Consider the following 24,104-nt stretch of genomic DNA (forward strand, 5'->3'; position numbering starts at 1 on the left):
CTTAGAACAAGCCCTCGATCTCACCTGCGTCGTTAAGGCAGATAGTTTCAGCAGCCGGTTTGCGGGGCAGACCGGGCATGGTCATGATCTCACCGCAGACAACGACGATGAAGCCAGCACCCGCGCTCAGGCGAACTTCACGTACCGGAACCGAGTGGCCGGTCGGTGCGCCGCGCAGGGTCGGATCGGTCGAGAACGAGTACTGGGTTTTCGCCATGCAGACCGGCAGGTTACCGTAACCGGCCTCTTCCCACTCGCGCAGTTGGTTGCGGATCTTGTTGTCGGCCAGAACCTCGTCCGCGCGATAGATGCGCTTGGCGATGGTTTCGATTTTCTCGAACAGCGGCATGTCGTCGGGGTAGATCGGCGCGAAGTTCGCGGAACCACCTTCAACGATTTCGACAACCTTCTCAGCCAGTGGTGCCGACCCTTCCGAGCCCAGTTCCCAGTGACGCGACAGAACGGCTTCGACACCGTGATCAGCACAGTAGTTCTTGACGGCTTCGACTTCGGCATCGGTATCGGTGACGAAGTGGTTGATCGCGACCACGACGGGAACACCAAAGGATTTCACGTTCTCGATGTGACGGCCCAGGTTGGCACAGCCCGACTGAACGGCTTCGACGTTCTCAGCGCCAAGGTCAGCCTTGGCCACGCCACCGTTCATTTTCATCGCGCGTACAGTCGCAACCAGTACAACTGCCGACGGAGCGATACCCGCCTTGCGGCATTTGATGTTCATGAACTTTTCGGCACCCAAGTCGGCACCAAAGCCCGCTTCGGTCACGACGTAGTCAGCAACTTTCAGCGCGGTCTTGGTCGCGATGACCGAGTTACAGCCATGCGCGATGTTCGCGAAGGGGCCACCATGGACAAAGGCCGGGTTGTTTTCCAGCGTCTGCACCAGGTTAGGCTGCATCGCGTCCTTCAGAAGAACGGTCATTGCGCCTTCTGCCTTGATGTCGCGGCAGTAGACCGGTGTCTTGTCACGGCGGTATGCAACAATGATGTCACCCAGACGCTTTTCAAGGTCTTTCAGGTCGTTGGCCAGACACAGGATCGCCATGACCTCGGACGCCACGGTGATGTCGAAACCAGCCTCACGCGGATAGCCGTTCGACACGCCGCCCAAGCTGGCGGTGATCTGACGTAGCGCACGGTCGTTCATGTCGACCACACGACGCCATGCGACACGGCGGGTGTCAATCTCGCACTCGTTGCCCCAATAGATGTGGTTGTCGATCATCGCCGACAGCAGAGAGTGGGCCGAGGTGATGGCGTGGAAATCGCCGGTGAAGTGCAGGTTCATTTCTTCCATCGGAACAACCTGCGCGTAACCGCCACCTGCAGCGCCACCCTTCATGCCGAAGTTCGGGCCAAGCGAGGCTTCGCGGATACAAATCATGGCGTTCTTGCCAATGCGATTCAGGCCGTCGCCCAGACCAACAGTCGTGGTGGTTTTACCTTCACCTGCCGGTGTCGGGTTGATCGCTGTTACCAGAATCAGTTTGCCGTCTTCGCGGCCCTGAACCGAGTTGATGAAGTCCTGGCTGACCTTGGCTTTGTCGTGGCCGTAGGGCAGCAGATCCGAAGAGTCGATGCCAATTTTGGCACCGATTTCCTGAATCGGCTTTTTGTTCGCTTCGCGAGCGATTTCGATATCGGATTTGTAGCTCATTGGCCGGGGTCCTTAATTGAATACCGTGCAAAGCCGACGCAAAGCGTCGGCGCTGCGCATTCCATACCCTTGTGTACAATCTCAATAGCCATGGATTCCGACATTCTGGTGTCGCGAAGCGTCGTAAGGTCATTTCGTGGGTTTCTAATCGGAAACCTGACCTGTTTATGGCGCCCAGTTGGGTTGATCCGGAATAAACAGTGCCAAGCGATCGCCAAGCTCAATCCGCCCCGGGCGTTCGACCCACCCGGTTATGCCGCGCCGCCCCACTGCCGCCGGTTTGAACGCCGCGCCATGCCCGGGTTGATCTGCCTCGATCTCGCGCCCCGGTAAAACGCAGGGCGCGTTCTCCATGTCCACGGTTATTGTCAAACCACTCCCCGCCTGTAGACGAGAGGACGGGGGAACGTGCGAGAAATCTGGAATACCCTTCAGTACGATCGACGCACCAAGATACGACGGGTCAAGCGCATCAAGACCCATCTCAAGCGCAATCTGCTCCAGCTCTTCCACTGAAAGCACCGACAATTGACGGACGTTGCGAATTTCGGTGCCTTGGGAATAAAGGTTCTTTACCCGCACACAGGATGCACGGTTGAGACCCGCGTGCCGTTCACCCTTCACGCCATCGAAGCCCAGGTCCAGCGCCTGGACCGCTTCGGCGCGCAGCGACTGCCCAGCCGGGACATAGCCGAGCCAAACCACTTCGGCTGCGTATTCAGTTTCCCGCAAGAACGGCATTTGGGTTTCCCTTTTCCTTGGCGCTTACGGGCGCATATTGCCCGGCAACGACCTGAAGAAAAGAAAAAAGACCCGAGCCTTGGCCCAGGTCTTTGGTGTTTATGCGGTAGGTTCAGGCTCCATCCCACCCTCAGGCGGAGATTTCTTTGCCTTCGTCTTGGGAATGGCAGTAACGCTGGGTGCATTGCCTTCGTCCGGCTTGTCACCTTCGTCATCGCCCTCGGTCGGCGATTCACCATTCATGACGCGCTTGATCTCGTCGCCGGTCAGGGTTTCGTATTCCAGCAGACCCTGGGCCAACCGCTCCCATTCTTCGTTCTTGTCCGTCAGGATCTTGTGAGCGCGCTCATAGCCTTGCTGAATCAGGCGCTTCACCTCTTCCTCGATCAGCTCTTTGGTATGCGCGGACACCGAGAAGCCTGCAGTGTTGCCCTGATAGCCTTCATGCGCCTCTGCATAGTCAATATTGCCGACCTTGTCAGACATACCCCAGCGCATCACCATCGCGCGAGCCAACTGGCTGGCTTGCATGATGTCACCGGCGGGACCGTTCGAAACATGGTCTTCACCGTATTTGATCACCTCAGCCGCTTTACCGGCCATGGTCATCGCCAGCTTTTGCTCACATTCATCGCGGTGGTAATTCAGACGGTCCATTTCCGGCAGAGAGACAACCATACCCAGCGCACCACCGCGCGGGATGATCGTTGCCTTATAGACCGGATCGCACAGCGGCAGTTCCAGACCAACAACGGCGTGACCAGCCTCGTGATAAGCCGTCTTTTCTTTCTGATCCTGGGTCAGCACCATTGAGCGGCGCTCGGCCCCCATCATCACCTTGTCTTTGGCGTTCTCGAAATCTTCCATGGTGACAAAGCGACGGCCCACCCGGGCGGCCATCAACGCAGCTTCGTTCACAAGGTTCGCCAGATCAGCACCCGAGAAGCCCGGAGTACCCCGCGCAATGATGCGCAGATCAACGTCGGGGCCCAGAGGTGTTTTGCGCGCGTGCACGCCCAAGATCTTCTCACGCCCTTTGATGTCGGGGTTACCAACGGTCACATTGCGGTCAAACCGGCCCGGACGCAGCAGCGCGGGGTCCAGAACATCCTTACGGTTGGTCGCGGCCAAGATGATCACACCTTCATTGGCCTCGAACCCGTCCATTTCAACCAGCAACTGGTTGAGGGTCTGTTCGCGTTCGTCGTTACCGCCGCCGTAACCAGCACCACGGTGGCGGCCCACAGCGTCGATTTCGTCAATAAAGACGATACAGGGCGCGTTTTTCTTGGCCTGTTCGAACATGTCGCGCACGCGGGATGCACCGACACCCACAAACATCTCAACAAAGTCGGAACCCGAAATGGTGAAGAACGGCACACCCGCTTCACCCGCAATCGCACGGGCCAGCAATGTTTTACCGGTACCCGGAGGGCCAACCAGCAGCGCGCCTTTTGGGATTTTGCCGCCGAGGCGGCTGAACTTCTGCGGATTGCGCAGGAATTCAACGATCTCTTCCAGCTCTTCCTTGGCTTCGTCGATGCCAGCCACGTCATCAAATGTCACACGGCCATGCTTTTCGGTCAGCATCTTGGCCTTGGACTTGCCAAAGCCCATCGCGCCGCCTTTGCCGCCGCCCTGCATCCGGTTCATGAAGTAAACCCATACACCGATCAGCAGCAGGAAGGGCAGCAGCGTGATCAGGAACGACTGGAACCCAGACTGCTGTTGTTTGACCGCCTGAACCGGTATGTTCTCATCGATCAGCAGCTTTGTAACCTCGGCGTCGCCGGGCTTGATCGTGACATAGGTCGCGCCACTTTCGGTGGTATAGCGGATCTGCTCGCCATCCAGCGTCACGTTTTTGACTTCACCGCTTTGGACGGCACCGACAAAGTCGGAATATGTTCTCTCATTGCTCTGAAGCGTTCCGCCCGGTCCACTGAACAGATTGAACAGTGCCAGAATAAGCAGAAACAGAACGACCCAAAACGCGATATTGCGAGCGTTGCCCAAGGAAAATCTCCCAAAAGTTTCGGCAGGTGAGGAACTGCCAAGTTGTCTCTTAAAATAGAGAGGATTGTTCTATGTTCAATGCGATAAAAAAGATGCGTCAAACGCGGGCCAATCCGAGACAGGATCAGCCTGCCATTCATTGGCAAATCCCGCAAGTGGTGCTGCAAGAACCGTTTCACCCGCCCAAACGGCAGGCGTTGCGGTTAAAGCAAGCCTGGGACGTCCGGTAGCGCGCCAATCCGGAACCTGCTGCAACCCTTTTTCTCCCAACGCTCGGATTTCCACGTCTGGGATTTCCGGCCCGGTTAGCACCCATTTGCCATCCCAAACAGCGCCAGATGCGGCAATTTGGCCCTCTACGGCCTTAAATTCCCTGCAAATCCAAACACTCGCGTCTTTTGGCACCAGCAAACACCCGGCAATTGACCCGGCTTGACCGTGAATTATCGCATCCATCGCCTGCTCCAAAGCCGACTGACGGGGTGGATAGCCCTGCCCCACAATCCATTGAAGCGTTCCCAGCAAAACGCGCCTTTGGATTTCCCTCGGCAGCGCGGCAAAGCTTGCCTGGTCCACCCTCACATCGCTGTGGTCAACCTGTGCCACATTCCGCGCGGATTCCTGCGCAAACACGGCCAACGCCCTATGCGCCTGAGCCAAATTTTCCGCCACACGAGATAAAGACAACGCATCGATTCCCAAGGGCGAAAGGCTTTGCAAGGCATCGCGGGCTTTGATCCGGTCAAAACGAGTGTCCTGATTCGATGGATCCTCGACCCAATTAGCGCCAATCTCAGTCAGGTATGAACGCAGTCTACCGCGGGTGATCCCCAGCATTGGGCGAAGCAAAATTACCCCATCCCTTTGCCGCACAGACGACATACCTGACAGACCGGTCACGCCAGAGGATCGACCCAACCGCATTAGCAAAGTTTCGGCCTGATCGTCTGCGGTATGCCCCAAGGCAATTGCGCCGATGTCACGGGCCTTCGCCCAGTTTATCATCAGATTATACCGCGCTTGTCGCGCTTGATCCTGAAGATTGCCTTTTCCGTCCCAACCCGACCACCTCAAAACGTCGTGCTGCACTCCAAGTGCCGCCGCCTCACGAGCCACGGCCGCGGCCTCTTGCGCGGCCTCCGGGCGCAAACCATGATCAACTGTGACGGTGTAAAGAGTGACCGCCTCGGTTTTCGCAACTCTGTGCAACAGATGCATCAGGGCGACAGAATCCCCGCCACCTGACACCGCGATTCCCAGTTTGCTGGGCAAATTGTCTGGCAACCGATTCCGAAAGTCGGTAATCAAGCTGTCTGGTTGAGTGCTCAAGAACACCCCAGGGCGGTCATCTCTTGCGTGGCGTTCGACAACGCGGGCGCTGAGGGGAAACGCACCCCAACCTCGTTCAGCGTGATACAGGCCTGATCGGTTTGCCCCAATCGGCCCAATGCCGCGCCCAGTTCGTACAGGGCCTCGGGGGCAAAAGCGCCCTCGGAATCACCGGTAAAACTGGCCAAAAAGGCACGTGCCGCTTCGCGGGTGTCGCCCAGACCTTCAAGGGCGTGGCCTCGTTTAAGATTCGCTTCAGGGGCCAGAGGGCTGCCGGGATAGTTTGCCTCGAACTGTGCAAACATGGTGGCAGCGGTCTGGAAATCACCGTCTGTCAAAGCTTGCGACGCCGTATCGAAATCCGCGCGCTCACCCACGGCAAGCTCACTTTGGTCTGTTGCAGGTGGCGTTGTGACATTCACAGGGCCTGTTTCCGACACCGTGTTGCCGCCTAAGGTTGACGTCTCCTCAAGCGCGGACAGGTCTCCGCCTTCCAGTTCGACCAACCGGAACTCTAGGTCACCGATGCGGTTTGTGCCGTCGGTGACAATGTTCTGGACCCGTTGGTTCAATTGCTCTGTCTGGCGCGTCAGACGCTGAAGTTCTGCTTCAATCGCGTCGACACGCTCAAGCACCGAACTGCCGGACAGGTTTGGCGCAGGCGACCCGGTGGTGGAAAATTCGCGCTTCAGGCGCTGTATTTCCACATGCAGCACAGTCAGTTCCTGACGAATATCCGCCAGGGTCTGCTGATCCTGTGCCTTTGCCACACCCGCCGTTGCAACAACGGCCGCCAAAACCCATCCTGCAATACGCATCGTTTTACCCCAGAGTTGACCCAGTCAGCACCGTCACCGCGCGGCGGTTTTTGGAATAGCATTCCTCGGTGCTGCAAATCTCGATCGGTCGTTCTTTGCCGTAGCTGACGGTGGTCAGACGGTTGCCTGCCACCCCGCGGGAAATCAGATACTCGCGTGCCGCATTTGCGCGCTTCGCGCCCAAACCAAGGTTGTATTCCCGCGTACCCTGCTCATCCGCGTGCCCTTCTATCGTGGCAACAAAATCAGGGTTGGCCAACAGCCACTCTGCCTGACCTTGCAGAACGGTTTGTGCCTGCGGTGTAAGGGTCGACTGATCAACAGCGAAAAGGACACGGTCGCCAACCGTCTGCTGGAAATATGCCGGCGAACGCGGGTCACTCGGCGAACCCGGCACGATAGCGCCAGTGCCACCTGCGCCACCGCCCCCCAATGCGGAGGGATCGTTATTTGTACAGGCAGCAATCACACTCAGCGCGCCCAGCGCCAGAACTTTGCTCAATACGTTCATTTCAAGTGCCTCGTGTTTTGTTTATTGCCGCCTGTCTATCACAGGCGCGATTCGTTGTGAACTTTGCTGCGATCAATTCTGCAATGGGCCCCATGACGGGTCGCTGCCGCCATCTGGCGTGCGTACCGGGCGCAGGTTGCGGCCCGATATATCCACTGAATACAACGAGGCCCGCCCGCTGGCCCCCTGCGTTTCGCGCGTGAACATGATGACGCGACCATTAGGTGACCACGTGGGGCCTTCGTCCAAGAAGGACGCGGTCAACAACCGCTCTTCCGAGCCGTCTGTGCGCATAACACCGATGTGGAAGCGGCCTTTATTCTGCTTGGTAAAGGCGATCAAATCGCCGCGCGGCGACCAAACCGGGGTGCCATAGCGCCCCGCGCCAAAGCTGATCCGTGTCGCCTCACCCCCGTTTGCGGGCATCACATAAAGCTGCGGCGTACCCGACCGGTCGCTTTCAAAAACGATGCGGCTGCCATCCGGAGAATAGCTGGGCGCTGTTTCAATCGCAGGCGTGTTGGTCAGGCGTGTACTTTGACCCGAGGCCAGATCCATCTTCCACAAATCCGTGTTACCGCCCTGAATCAGCGAATACACGATCGACCGACCATCCGGCGAGAAGCGGGGCGAGAAGCTCATGGTGCCGTCCTGCGTCTTGAGTTCCTGTCGTTTCACACGCCCCACATCCAGAACATAGATGCGCGGGCTGCCACTTTCGTAGCTGGTGTACAGCAACCGGTCGCCTGTGGGCGAAAAGCGCGGCGCCAGCACGATGGCTGAGCTGTCGGTCAGGTACTGCACATTTGCACCGTCGTAATCCATGATCGCCAGTCGCTTGAGGCGTTGATCCTTGGGTCCGCTTTCCGACACAAAAGCCACTCGGCTGTCGAAATATCCACCTTCGCCCGTGATCCGGCTATAGACCTGATCAGCCACCTTATGTGCCATGCGGCGCCAGCCATCGGTCGTACCTGCCAGTTGAAGGCCGGTGCCAAGCTCTTGACCCGAGAAAACATCCCAAACGCGGAACCGGACCGTCAATCGTTTACCCGATACATTGACTGCCCCGGTGACAAGTGCATCAGCGTTGATTGCTTTCCAGTCGGAAAATTGAACCGGCGCTTCAAAACTGCTGACCCGGCTGATGAACGCATCCGATGAAATTTCCCGGAACAGGCCCGTCCCGGTCAGATCCGCTGCCACCACACGCGAAATATCCTGCGCGTACTGTGCCGCCGAGGGGCTATCGGGCACGAAATTGGGAACCGCAAAGGGCAAGGGTTCAATAATACCCTGGTCCAATTCCAGTCGCAGGGGGCCGTTTTGTGCGTAAACCGGCGCAGACATCAGGGTCAGGCCGACAAAGAGGCTGGTCAGAAGTTTCATCATTTGATCCGCATCCTCTCGGGATTGAATGTAATCTCAACATCCTGCCACTGAGCGTATTTGTCAGCAGGCAAGTCATATCCTTTGGCGCCACAGCGCAGAATCGCACGTCGGGCAGCCTGGTAAGCCTGATTGGCGGCACCGGCAGACCCGCCCGAGCTGTCCAGCATCCGAATACTACCGCCTACAACTGTACCATCACGGTTCAGCGAAAACGCAACCACGACAACCGTGTTCAGCGCATCTGTAGAGAGTGAACCTACGTTCCAGCATCTGGACACAGCCAGTCGCATTGCATCTTTTTCACCGCCGGTCAGCGGCGGGCCCGATGGTTCGCTACCGCCCCCCAAAGCTTCAGCCAAGGCATCGTTGATCGCGGTCTCGTCTGCCTGCGCTTCCGGTTCCGGGGTTGCTTCGGGCGTTTCTGCAACTTCCGGTTCCGGCGGCGGGCTGGGCCGGTTGGGGCGTGTGCGCGGACGAGGTGAACTGAGCAGCGGCTCTTTGGTCTCTTCGGCCTCGGTCACGATCTCTGGCGCGGCTTCTTCCGGGGCGGTCTGATCTTGCTGTTCTTGCTGCACCTCGGCGCCCTCATCCAATGACACAGGAGGCGTTTCAAACTCATCCGGCGTTGCCTCGGGCGGTGGCGGAGCAATCGCCTCGGGCGCAACGCGATCAGCAGGGCGCGGCTGCGCTTCTGGTTCGGGCTGCACGGGCTGTGCAACGGTTTCCACCTCAGGCTCGGCCAATGAAGGCGGCTCTTCCGGCAACTCTGGCTCTGGTGGGGCTTCAACGATTACAGGCGCTGGTTCAGGGTCAGGTTCAGCAGGTGCCACGGGTTCGGGGCGCGGCTGTTCTTCAACTAATGCCTCCGGAGGAGTGGTTTCGGGCTGCTCGGGTTCGGGCGGTTGCTGCAAAGCGGCAGGCACTTCGGAAACGTCAGGCGCGTCGCGCTGCGCAGTCATGGCCGCAAACTGTTCAGCGGTAATCACGGAAACATCCTGCACGGCCATCGGCAACGGCTCGGACCGAAAGGTGCCGCCAAAAAGCGCGACGCCAATCAGGCTGACATGCGCAATCGCCGAAATCTTGGTGCCGGTATCCACCGTGCGACCTCACTCTCCACCTTCATCCAGCGTCGGCCCGCCCGTATCGGTCACAAGGCCAACGTTAGAAAACCCGCCCGCGTTCAGCGCGCCCATGACCTGCATCACCTGCGCGTAGGGAATTGCGCCATCAGCGCGCAGGAATACACGGTCACTGCTCCGCTCTGCCGCAATCGCGCGCAGCTTGCCAATCAACTCTTCGCGCAAGACATCAGTCGTCTGGATTTGCACGCGCCCATCTGCGGTGAGCGTCACGGTCAGTGGCTCTTCGTTGTCACCGGGCAGCGCACTGGCTGCAGTCTTGGGTAAATCCACCGGGACGCCAACCGTCAGCAATGGCGCTGCGACCATGAAGATGATCAGCAAGACCAGCATGACGTCCACAAAGGGTGTCACGTTAATCTCAGACATAGGCTGCGCGCGACCGCGACGTCGTCCGCGTCTGCGCCCGTTACTGCCCGAAGATTGCTGAACCGCCGCGCCCATGATCAGCTGTCCAACTGGCGCGACAGGATGGTTGCAAACTCGTCAGCGAACGCCTCGTATCCACCTACGATCCGGTCACTATCCGCGCTAAGCTTGTTATAGAAAATAACCGCAGGGATCGCGGCCAACAAACCCAGGCCCGTCGCCAACAGCGCTTCGGCAATACCAGGGGCGACGACCGCCAGATTGGTGTTCTGCTGCTCAGCGATCTCGATAAAGGCATTCATGATGCCCCATACGGTACCGAACAGGCCAATAAACGGCGCGGTCGAACCCACTGTGGCCAATATGGGCAGGCCTTTCTGCAAGGTCTCTGCCTCTTTTGCGATGGCTACATCCATCGAGCGGTCGATCCGCGCGGTCGCTCCGGCGATCAGCCCACCATCATTTCGGTGCGATCTTCGCCATTCGATCATACCTGCAGCAAAGATCTTTTCTGAACTGCCGTCCGGTTGCGTTCCGATCTGCTCAAACAGCTCATCCAAAGGGTTACCGGACCAGAAACTTTCGTCGAACACTTGCGCCTCGCGACGCGCAGCCCGATAATTGATCAGTTTTTGGATGATAATGCCCCAGGACCAAATCGATGCACCGATCAGCATCAACATCACCAATTTCACGATAAAAGTCGCGCGGGCATACAGCCCCCACATGGAGAAATCGATCTCCTGCGCCAGCGCCAGCGTTTCAGCTTCCATGAACCTGCTCTTTGTTTTTGCCTGATGGCCGTTTGCTTGGCCTTGTTTTGCCAAACGCTAACGCAGTTGGGGTTGAAAAGCCAATAGAACCACCCTTGGCCTCAAAATTGTTACATCAATGCGCGAATCTCTGCCGGAAGGCGGATCGGCTTGCCATCCTTGTTGATGCACACGGCCGTGACCGAAGCGCGAAAGATCTCGGTCTCACCTCGGCGCACAAGTTGCGCCATCGTCAGGCGCACGCCGGAAATCTCTGTCACTTCGGTTTCGACGATCAACTCGTCATCAAACTTGGCAGGCGAAAGGTAATCGGCCTCAACCCGCCGCACGACCCACACGATGCCCTCGTCCCGCATTGCGTTCTGATCATTGCCCAGATTGCGCACCCAGTCCGAGCGGGCGCGCTCAATATACCGCAAGTAGTTCGCGTGATAGACGACACCGCCCATGTCGGTGTCTTCATAGTAAACGCGAACCGGGTAGGTGTGTTTCATTGTGGCAGCTCCAGCCGGGCAAACAGCCTAAGCGCATGAGACGCATCCTGCGCCGCCCCGGGCAAGACCGGATCATAGGCAGCCCGGATCAAGGCAGCAATGTCAGGGCGCAAGATCGTTGCCTCCCCGGCGACAGCCAGCGGCGATTGCGTCCGAAACGCAGTATCGGACCAAAGCAAGACAGTCTGCACCACCTGGCTAAGAGCAAGCGTTTCCGCCGGAACCTTGGACAATTCCTTATCCATACGTAGGAACACAAACGCCGCACGGATTGCACCATCTTCTTCGAACCGGAATATGCGATACTGATTGGCATCCGCAGCCACCAGGCGTTCCACCAAAGGCCCAAGGTCCGGGATCAGCCGATCAAGATCAGGCACTTCCAGCAATTCCTGCCAGTCCCGAAAAAAGAAGACCATGCAATTGGCACCAAGTTCTGGGTCGGTTTCTGCCATTTGATGCCCGGCCAGAGTGACAACGGCTTCAAACGCACCTTTCACCGTGGCCAGCGTCTCGTCTTCAACACCAAACACGATCGGTACAATCGGCCGCCCCCAGCGGGCGAACAGAAACTCACCGCTTTCGCGAGTGAACAGCGCCTCGATCTCTTCCGGTGTCACGCCCCGCCCTTCATCTTTTCAAAAATACTCTCGCCGAAGGCTTAGAATTTCTGCGCCCGGGCTTCAACCAAACAGATCGCTCTGCCGCTTAGGCGCAGCCATACCCAAATGGGTCCACGCCTTTTGCGCCAACATCCGTCCCCGCGGGGTGCGTTGAATCAATCCCTGCTGCAACAGAAAGGGTTCGATAACTTCTTCCAGCGAGTCGCGGCTCTCAGATAAGGCGGCCGACATCGTTTCGATCCCAACAGGACCACCACCGTAATTCTCTGCGATCAGCTTCAGATACCGGCGGTCCGCACCATCCAACCCCAAATGATCCACACCCAGCCGTGTCAAGGCTCCGTCCGCCAGTTCGCGCGTGATCCGCCCATCGCCCTCAACGATGGCAAAATCCACAACCCGCCGCAGCAACCGCCCAGCAATCCGAGGAGTGCCACGAGACCTGCGCGCAATCTCTCGCGCGCCGTCATCATCTGCAGGTGCTCCCAGCTTTCGCGCGTTTCGCGTGACGATCTCGTGCAATTCATCGACTGTGTAGAACTGCAATCGGGTCGGGATGCCGAACCTGTCGCGCAAAGGTGTTGTCAACAAACCCATTCGCGTGGTGGCCCCTACAAGCGTGAACGGCTGCAATTCGATGCGCACCGTTCGCGCTGCGGGACCTTCGCCAATCACCAGATCCAGCTCGAAATCCTCCATCGCGGGATACAGCACCTCTTCCACCGCCGGGTTCAAACGGTGGATTTCGTCGATGAACAAAACATCTCGTGCTTCCAGATTGGTCAGGATCGCCGCCAGATCACCCGCCTTGGCCAGAACCGGGCCAGAGGTCATGCGAAAATTCACCCCCAACTCACGCGCCATGATCTGCGCCAGCGTCGTTTTACCCAACCCCGGGGGTCCGTGGAACAGCGTATGGTCCATCGCCTCACCCCTTTGGCGGGCGGACTGTATGAAAATGCGCAGATTGGCCCGCGCCTCTGCCTGACCGATGAATTCGTTCAGCCCCTGTGGGCGCAAAGCGCGGTCGTTGTCCTCGGGCAGAGGGTCCGGGCGCAAGGTGGGATCAGCGTCTACCATTCACTTACCCTTTCGGAGCCAGAAGTCTGAGTGCCGCTCGGATCAATTCGGCCTCGCCCGCTTCGGGCTGGCTTGCCGCTGCTTCAGCCACAGCCGCTGCTGCGTCAGACGGACCATACCCAAGATTTGCCAGTGCCGACAACGCCCCGGCCGACGCTGCGGCAGCGCCCGATGGTGGTTTCGAAGCGCGTATTGGTGCAGGTTCAGCCAGTTCGACAACCTCAAGCTCGGGGCCGTCCATCGCCTCGGCAACCGTCCCACCCATGGCCATGACACCGGGTGCCTTGTCCTTGAGGTCCAGCACGATCCGCTGCGCCGTTTTCGGCCCCACACCTTTCGCCGCCTTGACCGCGCTCCAATCACCCAAGGCAATTGCGCGGCTGACGCCATCCGGCCCCAAGGCGCTGAGAATGGCCAGTGAAACTTTGGCACCTACCCCCTGAACCGAGCACAGAAGCCGATGCCATTCCTTCTCGACCAGCGAGAGAAATCCATAAAGCTGCATCAGGTCTTCGCGCACGACCATGTCGGTATAGATCGAAACCGCTTCTCCTACACCCGGCAATGCCGCCATGGTTCGGTCGGAACAATAAACGATATAGCCAACGCCCCGGACATCGATCAGCACGTGATCCGCTGCGCGATAATCCAGCCGCCCTGTCAGTTTGCCAATCATGCCCGCACCTCTTTCACACGCGCCTGTTGCGTCTTTCCGTAATAGGCGTGACAGATCGCAATCGCCAGCGCATCTGCCGCGTCAGCACCTTTTGGCAGACACCCCGGCAGCTGCAGCTTGACCATGTGCAATACCTGCTCCTTCTCAGCGTGGCCCACACCAACGACAGTCTTTTTGACCCGATTGGGTGCGTATTCGCCGACCGGCAACCCAGCCTGCGCCAATGTCAGCAAGGCCACACCCCGCGCCTGGCCAAGCTTGAGCGTACCTGCCCCGTCCTTATTGACGAAGGTTTGTTCAATGGCAGCCTGGTCCGGTTGGTGATTGGCGATTACTTCGACAATCTGGTTGTGAAGAGACAACAGGCGCTCACCCAGATCATCTCCATCTGACTTGCACAATCCATTCGCAACATGGCTCAGACGGCTGCCATTTGATTCGATGACGCCCCACCCCAGGGTCCTAAGCCCCGGATCAATGCCCAGAATTCGCATGTTGTGCCTCGGCCTGCTCGGGTTTTGTGATCTTTTTTCAACGCCTAGCACGAAGCGTGAACATTTTCCAAGCGAATTGACCTGAAGTCTGAAAACGACACCCCTGTCCCGCACGCGACTTGAACGCATATTTACGACCACAAGAAAGTCTGAAAACGGCACCAACATAAAGGAATTTTCACCAATTATTTAAGGGGATTACAGCTCTGTGCAGCATTGCAAAAAATGCATAGGACACATGCAAAATCTGAACTTGTACAAGCGAAATGGCAGCACTAGATGCCGGTCAGATCGCAAGATTGAAAAGTGAACACAAACCAGAAGGAAACAGGATATGGCTGCACTGGACACTACCCGCATCGCCACCACTGGCTCGTTCGGCCTCGTTGGCCGTATCGGCGCATATTTCGTATCGGCCGTGAACGCCGCAATCGAATGGAATGACGCCCGCGTAACCCGCAACGCGCTGACCGGTCTGAGCGACCGCGAACTGGACGACATCGGCCTGTGCCGTGGCGACATTGACGCCATCGCAGAAGGCCGTCGGTAATTCCGACCACCATTTAAAGACCCTTGGCTTTTCCGTCATGTGGGCAACAAGAAACACCGCGCGCCCGAACGGCACGCGGTGTTTTTTTGACTAAAAGTCAGAATTCAGAAGAGAAGCTTGTTCATTTGCTGGGACAGCGCTTGAGACACAGGATCGATCTGCATCACCCAAGCCCCTGCCTGTTCGACCTTGGTGCCTTCATTCAGGCTATCGATTCTGTACTGATACCCCGTCGGCCCAAGGTGGGACAAAAGAAACGCTTTGAACACAAAGAACGCAACAAGCGTAAGCAGCAGCACCCGTACTGGCACGGCAGAGCTGATCCGTTGTGGCCTCATGACCACCAGACCATCTTTGCGCATCGTTGCGCGATAGCCCCGGCTCATCTTCTGATGCTTCTTGTTCAGGCGATTAACGCGCTGATTGAACTCCAGTTGTTTACCCGTCATGGCAGCCTCCAAAAACCGCCCCCCTCGACTTTGATCAGAAAACGGTAAAAAGAGATTGCGACAAAAGCGTGGCGTTTTTCCAGAAAACTCCCGCAAATGGCCTAATTTGCGCCCTGTTTCCTTAAAATTAGGGTCGTCCATTCACCAATCTCGCCTCTATGTGCAAGATTGAACTCGTTTTGAGAATAAACAGAAACCACATCATCTGCTTGCTCGTTAAGGATTCCCGACAGTATCGCATACCCTCCGGGGCGCAGATTCGCCGAGATTTCAGGCGACAACGCCACCAGCGGCCCCTTTAGAATATTGGCAAAGATCAGATCATACGGGGCGTGTGCCTTGAGGTCAGGATGATCGAAGCCAGCGGCTTCCACGCATTTCACCGCACCTGACATACTGTTTGCCTTCAGATTGGCTTCGGCCACGTCAACGGCGACTTCGTCGATATCGCTGGCGATGATGTCACCATCCCAGACCCGAGCGGCGGCCATGGCCAAAACAGCTGTACCACAGCCAATATCGGCCACTTTCGACGCAGTAAAACCTTTGTCCAGCAAGCGATCCAGTGCCTTTAAACACCCCAGTGTCGTGCCGTGATGCCCAGTACCAAAGGCCATCGCAGCCTCAATCAGCAATGGAATGCGGCCTTCGGGCAGCTTGTCGGCATCATGGCTGCCGTAGACGAAAAACCGCCCGGCGTCGACGGGCGCAAGCTCGCGGCGCACATGTGCGACCCAATCAGTTTCCGGCAGCTCAGACACGACAAAGGGCTTCGCCTCGAACGCAGCGGCCAGAACAGCCAGTGCAGTCTCGTCCGGGGCTTCAGTGAAATAACCGCCCACTTCCCACATGCCCGAACCGTCCTCGACCTCGAACACGCCAACACCGGTAGGTTCCGGTTCCAAACGCTCCATGGCTTCGCCCAGACCTTCGGCGGCCTTCTTACCTGTCAGCGTGGTCAGCGCGGTGAATGTGGGCATCTGGGCCTCCTGTCTCAGTTGGCACAGCGCCTAGGACGCCGCGCCGAGAAGGTCAAGCCGCCCAGCCTATTCCGCAGGTGCCGGAGCGTATTTGGTCAAGATGGTCTCATTGCCCGGTTCGGGATGGCGCGGGATCAACAACGACAACAGAAGCGAAACAATGGCCATCGCCGCCGCCAAACCAAACACTGCTCCCGGCGAAACCACCCACAAAAGCCCCAGCAAAGCCGGCAAGAACACAGCGGCGATATGGTTGATCGTGAAAGCCACGGCCGCTGTGGGCGCGATGTCAGCGGGATCGGCAATTTTCTGAAAATAGGTTTTCAAGGCCAGCGCCAGTGCGAACAGCACATGGTCGATCACATAAAGGATCGCAGCCAGCAACACACCCCAGCCGAACCAGTAGATACCACCATAAGCCGCAAACACGATGGCCAGCCCGGCATATTCGAAGATCAGGGTGCGCCGCTCACCAAACTTTGCCACAGCTTTGCCCAGCAAGGGCGCGGCCATCATGTTGATCATCAGGTTGATCAGGTAAAGGCTGGTCAGTTCATGCACTTTGAAACCGAACTTTTCGACCATCATGAACCCGGCAAACACGATAAAGATCTGCCGCCGAGCGCCGGCCATGAATTGCAGCGCATAGTAGAGCCAGTACCGGCGACGCAGGATCAGCTTTTTGGTCTGCGGTGTTGGTGCATCAAACTGAGGATAGGCAATCAGGCTGAACAGTGCCAACAAGACCGTCACGCCACCCGCCGCCATAAAAACGAAGTTATAGGACAGATCAAAGCGCTCCCAGGTAAGAACGATCAAACCATAGACCACCGCAGTCGCTGCGGACCCCATCGCAACCAGCCATCCCAGAATTTGCGGCGCGCGATCCTTTGGAAGCCATTGCAGCTGCAGCGACTGATTTACCGTTTCGTAGTAATGAAAGCCAATCGAGCTGAATAGGGTCACAAACAACAACCCACCCAAGCTGGGGAACCATGCCGTCACTGCCGTTGCCACCCCAAGCATCATCAGCGAAATCATCGCCAGAACCTGCTCGCGGATGAAAATGATGACGGCGATCACGCCAATCGCCAGAAAGCCCGGAATTTCACGTACCGTATGCAGCAGACCAATATCTGCGCCATCAAAATTCGCCACCTCAATGACGAAATTGTTCAGCAAAGCGCTCCACGCGTTGAAAGCGATGGGCATGGTCATGGCCATCACAAACAAGAGCGTGACAGGACGGCGCCAGACCGGAAGGCTCTGCGCCTCGTTAAGGGGCATGGGTTGCAGCATATTGGTCCTCTACGCCCATTTTGTCGTTTTGGCGAGAGGGAAGCCGTTCGCGCACAGCCACCCTGCGCTGATGCAGAGGTCAGTAAAAGCTCTGCGGGTCGATATCGACAGTCAGGCGGATGTCTCCTTTCAGGCGTAAAGGCGCGATCCAGCGGGCGATGGCATCCTGAATCGGGGCCCCTTTTGGGGCTTTAACCAGAAGGCGTACACGGTGCCGTCCGCGAATACGTGCAATCGGCGCTGGTGCGGGGCCAAAAACTTGCCCACCTACATCGCGCACAGGGGCATCATTGCGTGCCATGGCGTTACCGATATCGAAGACAGGGCCAACCTCCGGTCCCGACAACACAATCCCGGCCATGCGCCCATATGGGGGTACTCCGGCCGCTTGCCGCCCTGCCGCTTCGGCTTTCCAGAATCCCTCCTCATCACCCGACAAGATCGCCCGGATCACGGGGTGTTCTGGTTGGAATGTCTGCAACAACGCCTGCCCCGGCTTATCCGCCCTGCCCGCGCGCCCGGCCACCTGCCGCATCAGTTGGAACGTTCGTTCCGCCGCGCGCAGATCGGCCCCGTGCAGCGACAGGTCCGCATCAATAACTCCAACCAATGTGAGTTTGGGGAAGTTATGCCCCTTGGCAACCAACTGAGTGCCAATGATGATATCTGCATCTCCTGCGGCAATCTCTTCGATCTTGGCTTTCAGCGCACGGGCTGAGCCGTAGAGGTCGGAACTCAGCATCGCAATCTTGGCGTCAGGAAAGGTCGCTTCGGCCTCTTCTGCCAACCGCTCAATCCCTGGCCCGACCGGGGCCAGTTTGCCTTCTACGCCGCAGGACGGGCAGGTTTCGGGCATCGGCTTTGTCTCACCGCATTGGTGGCACATCAGGCGTTTGAGAAACCGGTGTTCAACCATGCGCGCGTCGCAATGGTCACAAGCGATCTGCTCTCCGCAAGCCCGACACAGGGTCACAGGGGCGTAACCTCGCCGATTGATGAACAGCAGCGACTGCTCACCCTTTTCGACCCGCTGCCGGACCGCCTGTCGCAGGGACGGAGAAATCCATGTTCCGGGCTGCATCTGCTCAGCGCGCATATCAATGGGCTTCATCTCGGGCAAAACCGCCGCCCCGAAGCGCGAGGTCAGGTCGATCCGATCATATTTTCCTGCTTCCGCGTTTGCCCAGCTTTCCAGCGACGGTGTTGCGCTGGCCAGAATCACCCGCGCGCCGCAAATGGCCGAGCGCAGGACTGCCATATCCCGCGCGCTGTAATGCACTCCGTCTTCTTGCTTGTAAGAGGTGTCGTGTTCTTCATCGACGACCACCAGCCCCAAATCGCGGAACGGCAAAAACAATGCAGATCGCGCACCTACGACCAGTTGTGCATCCCCCTGCCCGACCATCCGCCAGACGCGGCGGCGTTCCGTCATTGTCGCGCCCGAGTGCCATTCCGCCGGTCGCGCACCAAACCGCGCCTCGACACGGGTCAGGAATTCAGCGGTCAGCGCAATTTCAGGCAGCAAGACCAAAGCCTGGCGTCCCATCCGCAGGGCTTCGGCGACGGCTTCCAGATAGACTTCGGTCTTGCCCGAACCCGTGACACCTTTCAGGAGTGTTGTGCCATAATCACCTGTCCGCTGTCCGGCCTGCAATTGGGTCACAGCCGCCGCCTGATCTTCGGTCAGATCTTTGCCAGGCCGGTTCGGATCAAGATGCGGGTACGGCAGATCGCGCGGGCTGTCCTCTTCCCGGACGGCGCCTTGTTTGACCAACCCTTTGACAACAGACGAGGTTACACCAGCTTGCTCGGCCAGTTCCTTCAAGGTGAAGGCGAGGCCACCATAGTCGCGCAAAACCTCCAGCACACGGGATCGCGCATCGGTCATCCTGTCCGGTTCGCCATTGCCAAGACGATACACTTTGCGCATTGACGGGGGATCCCCCAGCCCCGGTGCGCGCGTTGCCAAACGCAGCATCGCGGGCATCGGTGTCAGCGTGTAGTCGGCGACCTTGCCCAGAAACACCTGCATCTCTTCGCGCATCGGCGCGACCTCAAGTACTCGGATCACCGACCGCGCCTTGCTCAAGTCAAATCCGCCCTGACCCGGACCCCAGACCACACCCAGCACCTTGCGCGGCCCAAGAGGCACTTCGACAAACGCACCCAGAAAACACCCGCCTTCGGGCGCTTTGTAATCCAACGTCCGGTCCAGCGGCTGCGTTGTCAGCACCGCAATCAGCTCTCCTTGGTCGAAAAATCCGTTAGCGCTCACAGCATATCCTTTGCAGGGGGTTCCAGCATGGCTCACTTTGAGGTAAAGCCATCCGCGACCAAGGCCAACCCATCAAAGGACTGCCCTCATGAAATTCTTCGTAGACACCGCCGAGATCGACGCCATCGCCGAACTGAACGATCTGGGCATGGTGGACGGCGTGACCACCAACCCTTCGCTGATCCTAAAGTCGGGTCGCGACATTCTGGAAGTGACCAAAGAGATCTGTGATCTGGTCGATGGGCCGGTTTCGGCCGAGGTTGTCGCCACCGAAGCAGATGACATGATCGCCGAAGGCCGCAAGCTGGCCAAGATCGCGCCGAACATCGCAGTGAAAGTGCCGCTGACGTGGGCTGGTCTGAAAACCTGCAAAACACTCAGCGACGAAGGTCAGATGGTTAACGTCACCCTCTGCTTCTCAACCAATCAGGCCATTCTTGCCGCCAAAGCAGGTGCGACTTTCATATCGCCGTTCATTGGTCGTCTGGACGACATCAACCTCGACGGCATGGATCTGATTGCCGATATCCGTCAAGTCTATGACAATTACGGGTTCGAGACTGAAATCCTGGCCGCATCGATCCGGACAGTGAACCACGTGACCGACAGCGCTCGCATTGGTGCCGATGTCATCACTGCTCCGCCAGCCGTGATCAAGAAGCTCGCTGACCACCCGTTGACCGACAAAGGTCTGGAAACCTTCCTGGCCGATTGGGCCAAGACGGGTCAGAAAATCCTCTGATCCTATGTAAAACCGCGCGGTGCTTTCAGGCACCGCGCCCGGCCCAACGGCCCTATGCCTGATCTGTGATCAGGCATGGCAGGCGGGAGCCCCTTCGCCACAGCACTCAAGGAAATCCACCTTTGCGTGCATTTTTCCCAAGGCAAAACCGGTCCGGCATGTTATAAGCCGCTCAACAAAAAAAGACCGGACGGGACATGAGCAGCAACCCCAAACTCGAGGATAACCTCCGCGCGGCGATTCTGGCTGAGCCTGACGTCGTTCTGGATGACAAAGATCTGATGCAGGCCTTGGTCAGTGCCAATGAACGCACACGCGGAGACAATGTGATCGATCTGCGCGGCATCGCCATGCAACGGCTCGAAGCACGGCTGGACCGGCTGGAAGACACTCATCGGTCTGTGATTGCAGCAGCCTACGAGAATCTGGCGGGCACAAACCAAGTGCATCGCGCAATCCTGCGCCTGTTGGAGCCCGTTGAATTCGAGGATTTCCTACGCGCGCTTGGCGCGGACGTGGCCGACATTTTGCGTGTCGATCACATCACTTTGGTCCTGGAAACAACGGTGGTTCAGGACGATCCAGCAGTCGATACGTTGGGGGGCGTTCTGACCATTGCCGAACCCGGTTTTATCAACCAGTACCTGACCATTGATCGCGGCGGTCCCGCCCGCGACGTCACTCTGCGCGAGGTCCATCATCCAAACAAACGTATTTTCGGCGCGCTCTCGGATCAATTGCGATCCGAAGCCTGTTTGAAGCTCGACCTCGGCCCTGGTCGCTTGCCGGGAATGATTGTCATGGGTGCACGTGATCCTCGACATTTCACACCGCAGTTGGGCACCGATCTTTTAAGCTTTTTTGCTGGCGTGTTCGAACGCTCGATGCGCCACTGGCTGTCGTGAGCCTGATCTCACCCGCCTGCCGCGATGCGCTGCAGCATTGGCTGGACAGCTTAGGTGCGCTGGCGGGTAGATCACAGAACACGCAAACCGCCTATCGCGGTGATGTGACGGATTTTCTTTCCTTTATGACGCTGCATCACGCTGAACGGCAGGGGTTGAAAGCGCTGGAACGGATCACTGTGTCAGATATGCGTGCCTGGATGGCGGATCAACGCAGTGCAGACGTAAGCGCGCGGTCGCTGGCCCGCAAACTCTCAGCGGTCAAAAGCTTTTATCGCTGGCTGGCCGAACGTGAAGGCTTTGAACCCACTGCTGTCTTGTCCACACGCGCACCAAAATTCACCAAGAAACTGCCCCGCCCCCTGGCCGAAGACGCCGCCCGCGCCATGATCGACACAGTCGAGTTGCAATCCAGCTCGGATTGGGTCGCCGCGCGGGATGTGGCCGTGGTCACGTTGCTCTATGGGTGCGGACTGCGCATATCCGAGGCGCTGTCATTAACCGGTGCAGACGTACCTTTACCCGCCACCTTGCGCATCGTTGGCAAGGGCGACAAGGAAAGGGTTGTACCGGTTCTTCCTGCCGCCCGTGAAGCCGTCGACCGGTACGTACAACTTTGCCCGCACCCGAAGGCACAGGGCGCGCCTTTGTTCCGCGGCGTCCGCGGCGGGGCGCTGAATCCACGTGCGATACAGGGCGTCATGGCGAAAGCGCGAATGCAACTGGGCCTGCCTGCAACCGCGACGCCCCACGCAATGCGGCACAGCTTTGCCACGCATTTGCTTTCGGCGGGAGGCGACTTGCGTGCGATTCAAGAACTTTTGGGCCACGCGTCGCTTTCAACCACTCAAGCTTACACCGCCGTGGACACAGCGCGATTGATGGAGGTCTACAATCGCGCACATCCCAAGGCCTGACACACACATCCATCAAAACCGCGTGGCTTTTGGTTTGCATCTCAGGCGTGCATCAGTCATGACGCGTGCATGACACTCAGATTCAAAGCTCTTTCCGTCCATCTCTTCACTGCAACCGGCGCCGTTTTTGCCATGCTCGCCATGCTGGCCGCCGTCGAAGAGAAATGGAGCCTTATGTATCTTTGGCTGGTTGTCTCATTCATTGTGGACGGGATCGATGGTCCTCTGGCGCGTCATTATCATGTCAAAAAGAACGCGCCCGAATTTGACGGCGTTCTGCTGGATCTGATCATTGACTACCTGACCTATGTTTTTATACCGGCCTTTGCCCTGTTCAAGTCCGGGCTGATGGACGGGTGGACCGGATGGTTTGCGATCATCGTCATTACCTTTGCCAGCGCGATGTATTTCGCGGACACCCGGATGAAGACCAAGGACAACTCCTTTTCCGGTTTTCCCGGATGCTGGAACATGTTCGTTATCGTGATCTTCGCGCTCGAGCCGAATTTCTGGATTATTCTGCTGCTGGTCACATTGCTTTCACTGGCGATGTTCCTGCCGCTCAAGTTTGTCCATCCCGTACGTACCGAGCGTTGGCGCAGCCTGACATTGCCAATGGCTCTGGCCTGGACGTTCTTTGCCGGTTGGGCGGCTTGGGTCGATTTTCACCCCGAAAGCTGGGCGCATTGGGGTCTGGTGATCACCAGCCTGTATCTGACCTTTGCGGGCATCGCGCAGCAAATCATACCGCAGCGCCACGCTTGACGCAGCGCTGCAGAGTGCTGCGTTACATGACGTCCTGCACCTCGAACTCGGTGCCGTTGTGAGTAAAGACATCGCCCTCTTGCAAGCCCACCATGGCCAGATAAATCGGGCTTTGTGTTGAAATGCCCATATAGGTCTTTCCATCCACCTCGAACCGGGTGGTTGAAACGCATACGACAAATCTGCGATTGTTGAACTTGATCACTGCGCCAGGTTGAACTGTGTCAGTCAGACCGAAATCGGTGTTTTCAATCACGTCGATCTTGGCGTGGTGTGCATGCACAGGGGCGTCAAACGCAGCCGCCAAGTCAGCGTTTTCGCGTGAGGCGGCAAGGTCATCCTTGTCGTGACCTTCCCGATCATCCAGTTGAGCGTCCTTAAGAAACGCATCGTAATGTGCCTGCGCCGTTGCAAGCTCTTGCGCTTCAAGTGACATCAACCTGTCAATAATGGCCTTCTTTCGGGCGGCGCGATCTTGATCCGTAGTCATGCAATGCGGTCCTTCAAATTCAACAACATATATATGGTGTGCCCGCCGCTGACGGATTGCAACCGAATTTCACAGGTCAGATCAAAAGCCCGGCGGCCCTCTCATGGCGCAACAGGGCCACTTTGGTCTCGACCCCGCCCGCGCCGGAAAAGCCACCCAGACCATTTGCCGAAAGCACCCTGTGGCAGGGAATGATCACTGGAATGGGGTTTGCTCCGCAAGCCTGCCCTACGGGTTGCGCGGGTTGCCCAAGCTCTTTAGCAATGTCTCCGTAAGTACGCGTTTCGCCGAGAGGAATCGCATACATCAGATCGCAGACCTGTCGCTGGAAGTCAGACCCAGCGATGCGGTAAGGAAGGTCAAACCGGTCCAGTTGCCCGGCGTCATATGCTTTCAATTGCGCAGCGGCTTCACGCAACAGATCCGTCGGTTCTCCCACATCGCGGCCATCCCAGACCAGGCGCGTGAGGGCTCCGTCTATTTCTTCGACACCCAGACATCCAAATTGGGTTTCTACGGCAATCATCAGCATAGGCGCAGCGTTTCAGATCACCAAAGCTGTTGCAAGCAGGGAAAGAAAAACCCCCAGCCGATGG

General features: G+C 57.8%; 26 protein-coding genes. 5 read left to right on the forward strand and 21 right to left on the reverse strand.

Annotated elements, in window-relative coordinates:
• Position 1 precedes the first annotated feature (1 nt).
• The 15 genes from ACR0EV_RS16565 to ruvC form a co-directional block, all read right to left on the reverse strand.
• Positions 2–1,678, reverse strand: a complete 1,677-nt coding sequence (locus tag ACR0EV_RS16565) for a formate--tetrahydrofolate ligase (protein ID WP_480801091.1) — start codon at positions 1,676–1,678, stop codon at positions 2–4.
• Positions 1,679–1,843: 165 nt separating this feature from the next.
• Positions 1,844–2,419 (reverse strand): MOSC domain-containing protein, encoded by a 576-nt coding sequence (locus ACR0EV_RS16570; RefSeq protein WP_480801092.1) that lies wholly within the window; start codon positions 2,417–2,419, stop codon positions 1,844–1,846.
• A 99-nt stretch (positions 2,420–2,518) separates the two neighbouring features.
• Positions 2,519–4,435 carry an ATP-dependent zinc metalloprotease FtsH gene (gene ftsH / locus ACR0EV_RS16575; protein WP_480801093.1) on the reverse strand — a complete coding sequence of 639 codons (1,917 nt, stop codon included), beginning with the start codon at positions 4,433–4,435 and terminating at the stop codon, positions 2,519–2,521.
• A gap of 75 nt (positions 4,436–4,510) precedes the next feature.
• Positions 4,511–5,770, reverse strand: coding sequence for a tRNA lysidine(34) synthetase TilS (gene tilS, locus ACR0EV_RS16580; RefSeq protein ID WP_480801094.1), 1,260 nt, complete (start codon positions 5,768–5,770; stop codon positions 4,511–4,513).
• Positions 5,761–6,582: a tol-pal system protein YbgF gene (gene ybgF / locus ACR0EV_RS16585; protein ID WP_480801095.1), complete on the reverse strand. Its 822-nt coding sequence runs from the start codon at positions 6,580–6,582 to the stop codon at positions 5,761–5,763. The genes tilS and ybgF overlap by 10 nt, the downstream gene beginning before the upstream one ends.
• 4 nt (positions 6,583–6,586) lie before the next feature.
• A complete protein-coding gene (gene pal, locus ACR0EV_RS16590) occupies positions 6,587–7,093 on the reverse strand; it encodes a peptidoglycan-associated lipoprotein Pal (RefSeq protein ID WP_480801096.1) in 507 nt (168 codons plus the stop codon).
• A 72-nt stretch (positions 7,094–7,165) separates the two neighbouring features.
• Positions 7,166–8,485, reverse strand: coding sequence for a Tol-Pal system beta propeller repeat protein TolB (tolB, locus tag ACR0EV_RS16595; protein WP_480801097.1), 1,320 nt, complete (start codon positions 8,483–8,485; stop codon positions 7,166–7,168).
• The gene (locus ACR0EV_RS16600; protein ID WP_480801098.1) at positions 8,482–9,585 is read right to left on the reverse strand and encodes an energy transducer TonB; all 1,104 of its coding nucleotides are present in this window, start codon (positions 9,583–9,585) and stop codon (positions 8,482–8,484) included. The genes tolB and ACR0EV_RS16600 overlap by 4 nt, the downstream gene beginning before the upstream one ends.
• Before the next feature lie 9 nt (positions 9,586–9,594).
• A complete protein-coding gene (gene tolR / locus ACR0EV_RS16605; RefSeq protein WP_480801099.1) occupies positions 9,595–10,071 on the reverse strand; it encodes a protein TolR in 477 nt (158 codons plus the stop codon).
• 2 nt (positions 10,072–10,073) lie between these two features.
• Positions 10,074–10,769 (reverse strand): protein TolQ, encoded by a 696-nt coding sequence (gene tolQ, locus ACR0EV_RS16610; RefSeq protein WP_171186917.1) that lies wholly within the window; start codon positions 10,767–10,769, stop codon positions 10,074–10,076.
• Between the two features lie 110 nt (positions 10,770–10,879).
• Positions 10,880–11,263: a tol-pal system-associated acyl-CoA thioesterase gene (ybgC, locus tag ACR0EV_RS16615; RefSeq protein WP_480801100.1), complete on the reverse strand. Its 384-nt coding sequence runs from the start codon at positions 11,261–11,263 to the stop codon at positions 10,880–10,882.
• Positions 11,260–11,883 carry a hypothetical protein gene (locus tag ACR0EV_RS16620; RefSeq protein ID WP_480801101.1) on the reverse strand — a complete coding sequence of 208 codons (624 nt, stop codon included), beginning with the start codon at positions 11,881–11,883 and terminating at the stop codon, positions 11,260–11,262. The genes ybgC and ACR0EV_RS16620 overlap by 4 nt, the downstream gene beginning before the upstream one ends.
• A gap of 63 nt (positions 11,884–11,946) precedes the next feature.
• A complete protein-coding gene (gene ruvB, locus ACR0EV_RS16625) occupies positions 11,947–12,966 on the reverse strand; it encodes a Holliday junction branch migration DNA helicase RuvB (protein WP_480801102.1) in 1,020 nt (339 codons plus the stop codon).
• A 4-nt stretch (positions 12,967–12,970) separates the two neighbouring features.
• Entirely contained in the window at positions 12,971–13,642 is a 672-nt protein-coding gene (gene ruvA, locus ACR0EV_RS16630) for a Holliday junction branch migration protein RuvA (RefSeq protein ID WP_480801103.1), read from the reverse strand.
• Complete coding sequence (gene ruvC, locus ACR0EV_RS16635; protein ID WP_480801104.1) at positions 13,639–14,136, reverse strand: crossover junction endodeoxyribonuclease RuvC; 498 nt, start codon at positions 14,134–14,136, stop codon at positions 13,639–13,641. Before ruvC ends, ruvA begins: the two co-directional genes overlap by 4 nt.
• Positions 14,137–14,470: 334 nt before the next feature.
• Between ruvC and ACR0EV_RS16640 the strand changes: the two genes are divergently transcribed.
• Positions 14,471–14,686, forward strand: coding sequence for a DUF1127 domain-containing protein (locus ACR0EV_RS16640; protein WP_480801105.1), 216 nt, complete (start codon positions 14,471–14,473; stop codon positions 14,684–14,686).
• A 104-nt stretch (positions 14,687–14,790) separates the two neighbouring features.
• Here the strand turns inward: ACR0EV_RS16640 and ACR0EV_RS16645 are convergent, their stop codons facing one another.
• The 4 genes from ACR0EV_RS16645 to ACR0EV_RS16660 all read right to left on the reverse strand — a co-directional run bounded on the left by ACR0EV_RS16645 (position 14,791) and on the right by ACR0EV_RS16660 (position 19,689).
• Positions 14,791–15,135, reverse strand: coding sequence for a hypothetical protein (locus tag ACR0EV_RS16645; RefSeq protein ID WP_480801106.1), 345 nt, complete (start codon positions 15,133–15,135; stop codon positions 14,791–14,793).
• Between the two features lie 101 nt (positions 15,136–15,236).
• Positions 15,237–16,115 (reverse strand): 50S ribosomal protein L11 methyltransferase, encoded by an 879-nt coding sequence (locus ACR0EV_RS16650; RefSeq protein WP_480801107.1) that lies wholly within the window; start codon positions 16,113–16,115, stop codon positions 15,237–15,239.
• A gap of 66 nt (positions 16,116–16,181) precedes the next feature.
• Positions 16,182–17,414: an MFS transporter gene (locus tag ACR0EV_RS16655; protein WP_480801108.1), complete on the reverse strand. Its 1,233-nt coding sequence runs from the start codon at positions 17,412–17,414 to the stop codon at positions 16,182–16,184.
• Positions 17,415–17,493: 79 nt separating this feature from the next.
• Positions 17,494–19,689, reverse strand: coding sequence for a primosomal protein N' (locus tag ACR0EV_RS16660; protein WP_480801109.1), 2,196 nt, complete (start codon positions 19,687–19,689; stop codon positions 17,494–17,496).
• Positions 19,690–19,777: 88 nt separating this feature from the next.
• On the opposite strand from ACR0EV_RS16660, the gene fsa reads away from it, so the two are divergent.
• From fsa to ACR0EV_RS16680, 4 genes are all read left to right on the forward strand, one after another.
• Positions 19,778–20,431 (forward strand): fructose-6-phosphate aldolase, encoded by a 654-nt coding sequence (gene fsa, locus ACR0EV_RS16665; RefSeq protein WP_152457215.1) that lies wholly within the window; start codon positions 19,778–19,780, stop codon positions 20,429–20,431.
• Between the two features lie 197 nt (positions 20,432–20,628).
• Positions 20,629–21,336: a DUF484 family protein gene (locus tag ACR0EV_RS16670; RefSeq protein ID WP_480801110.1), complete on the forward strand. Its 708-nt coding sequence runs from the start codon at positions 20,629–20,631 to the stop codon at positions 21,334–21,336.
• Positions 21,333–22,253 (forward strand): tyrosine recombinase XerC, encoded by a 921-nt coding sequence (locus tag ACR0EV_RS16675; protein WP_171186934.1) that lies wholly within the window; start codon positions 21,333–21,335, stop codon positions 22,251–22,253. The genes ACR0EV_RS16670 and ACR0EV_RS16675 overlap by 4 nt, the downstream gene beginning before the upstream one ends.
• 69 nt (positions 22,254–22,322) lie before the next feature.
• The gene (locus ACR0EV_RS16680) at positions 22,323–23,018 is read left to right on the forward strand and encodes a CDP-alcohol phosphatidyltransferase family protein (RefSeq protein ID WP_480801111.1); all 696 of its coding nucleotides are present in this window, start codon (positions 22,323–22,325) and stop codon (positions 23,016–23,018) included.
• A gap of 22 nt (positions 23,019–23,040) precedes the next feature.
• Here the strand turns inward: ACR0EV_RS16680 and ACR0EV_RS16685 are convergent, their stop codons facing one another.
• Positions 23,041–23,508: a hypothetical protein gene (locus ACR0EV_RS16685; protein WP_171094234.1), complete on the reverse strand. Its 468-nt coding sequence runs from the start codon at positions 23,506–23,508 to the stop codon at positions 23,041–23,043.
• Positions 23,509–23,584: 76 nt separating this feature from the next.
• Positions 23,585–24,040: a methylated-DNA--[protein]-cysteine S-methyltransferase gene (locus tag ACR0EV_RS16690; RefSeq protein ID WP_480801112.1), complete on the reverse strand. Its 456-nt coding sequence runs from the start codon at positions 24,038–24,040 to the stop codon at positions 23,585–23,587.
• Positions 24,041–24,104: the final 64 nt, after the last annotated feature.

The sequence above is a fragment of the Ruegeria sp. CF8 genome (assembly GCF_056537285.1).

Bases quoted from the DNA above. Each gene is read 5' to 3' on its own strand.
- ACR0EV_RS16565 (WP_480801091.1), bottom strand. From the start codon at position 1,678: ATGAGCTACAAATCCGATATCGAAATCGCTCGCGAAGCGAACAAAAAG.
- ACR0EV_RS16570 (WP_480801092.1), bottom strand. From the start codon at position 2,419: ATGCCGTTCTTGCGGGAAACTGAATACGCAGCCGAAGTGGTTTGGCTC.
- ybgF (WP_480801095.1), bottom strand. From the start codon at position 6,582: ATGCGTATTGCAGGATGGGTTTTGGCGGCCGTTGTTGCAACGGCGGGT.
- pal (WP_480801096.1), bottom strand. From the start codon at position 7,093: ATGAACGTATTGAGCAAAGTTCTGGCGCTGGGCGCGCTGAGTGTGATT.
- tolB (WP_480801097.1), bottom strand. From the start codon at position 8,485: ATGATGAAACTTCTGACCAGCCTCTTTGTCGGCCTGACCCTGATGTCT.
- tolR (WP_480801099.1), bottom strand. From the start codon at position 10,071: ATGGGCGCGGCGGTTCAGCAATCTTCGGGCAGTAACGGGCGCAGACGC.
- tolQ (WP_171186917.1), bottom strand. From the start codon at position 10,769: ATGGAAGCTGAAACGCTGGCGCTGGCGCAGGAGATCGATTTCTCCATG.
- ybgC (WP_480801100.1), bottom strand. From the start codon at position 11,263: ATGAAACACACCTACCCGGTTCGCGTTTACTATGAAGACACCGACATG.
- ruvB (WP_480801102.1), bottom strand. From the start codon at position 12,966: ATGGTAGACGCTGATCCCACCTTGCGCCCGGACCCTCTGCCCGAGGAC.
- ruvA (WP_480801103.1), bottom strand. From the start codon at position 13,642: ATGATTGGCAAACTGACAGGGCGGCTGGATTATCGCGCAGCGGATCAC.
- ruvC (WP_480801104.1), bottom strand. From the start codon at position 14,136: ATGCGAATTCTGGGCATTGATCCGGGGCTTAGGACCCTGGGGTGGGGC.
- ACR0EV_RS16640 (WP_480801105.1), top strand. From the start codon at position 14,471: ATGGCTGCACTGGACACTACCCGCATCGCCACCACTGGCTCGTTCGGC.
- ACR0EV_RS16645 (WP_480801106.1), bottom strand. From the start codon at position 15,135: ATGACGGGTAAACAACTGGAGTTCAATCAGCGCGTTAATCGCCTGAAC.
- ACR0EV_RS16650 (WP_480801107.1), bottom strand. From the start codon at position 16,115: ATGCCCACATTCACCGCGCTGACCACGCTGACAGGTAAGAAGGCCGCC.
- ACR0EV_RS16655 (WP_480801108.1), bottom strand. From the start codon at position 17,414: ATGCTGCAACCCATGCCCCTTAACGAGGCGCAGAGCCTTCCGGTCTGG.
- fsa (WP_152457215.1), top strand. From the start codon at position 19,778: ATGAAATTCTTCGTAGACACCGCCGAGATCGACGCCATCGCCGAACTG.
- ACR0EV_RS16670 (WP_480801110.1), top strand. From the start codon at position 20,629: ATGAGCAGCAACCCCAAACTCGAGGATAACCTCCGCGCGGCGATTCTG.
- ACR0EV_RS16680 (WP_480801111.1), top strand. From the start codon at position 22,323: ATGACACTCAGATTCAAAGCTCTTTCCGTCCATCTCTTCACTGCAACC.
- ACR0EV_RS16685 (WP_171094234.1), bottom strand. From the start codon at position 23,508: ATGACTACGGATCAAGATCGCGCCGCCCGAAAGAAGGCCATTATTGAC.
- ACR0EV_RS16690 (WP_480801112.1), bottom strand. From the start codon at position 24,040: ATGCTGATGATTGCCGTAGAAACCCAATTTGGATGTCTGGGTGTCGAA.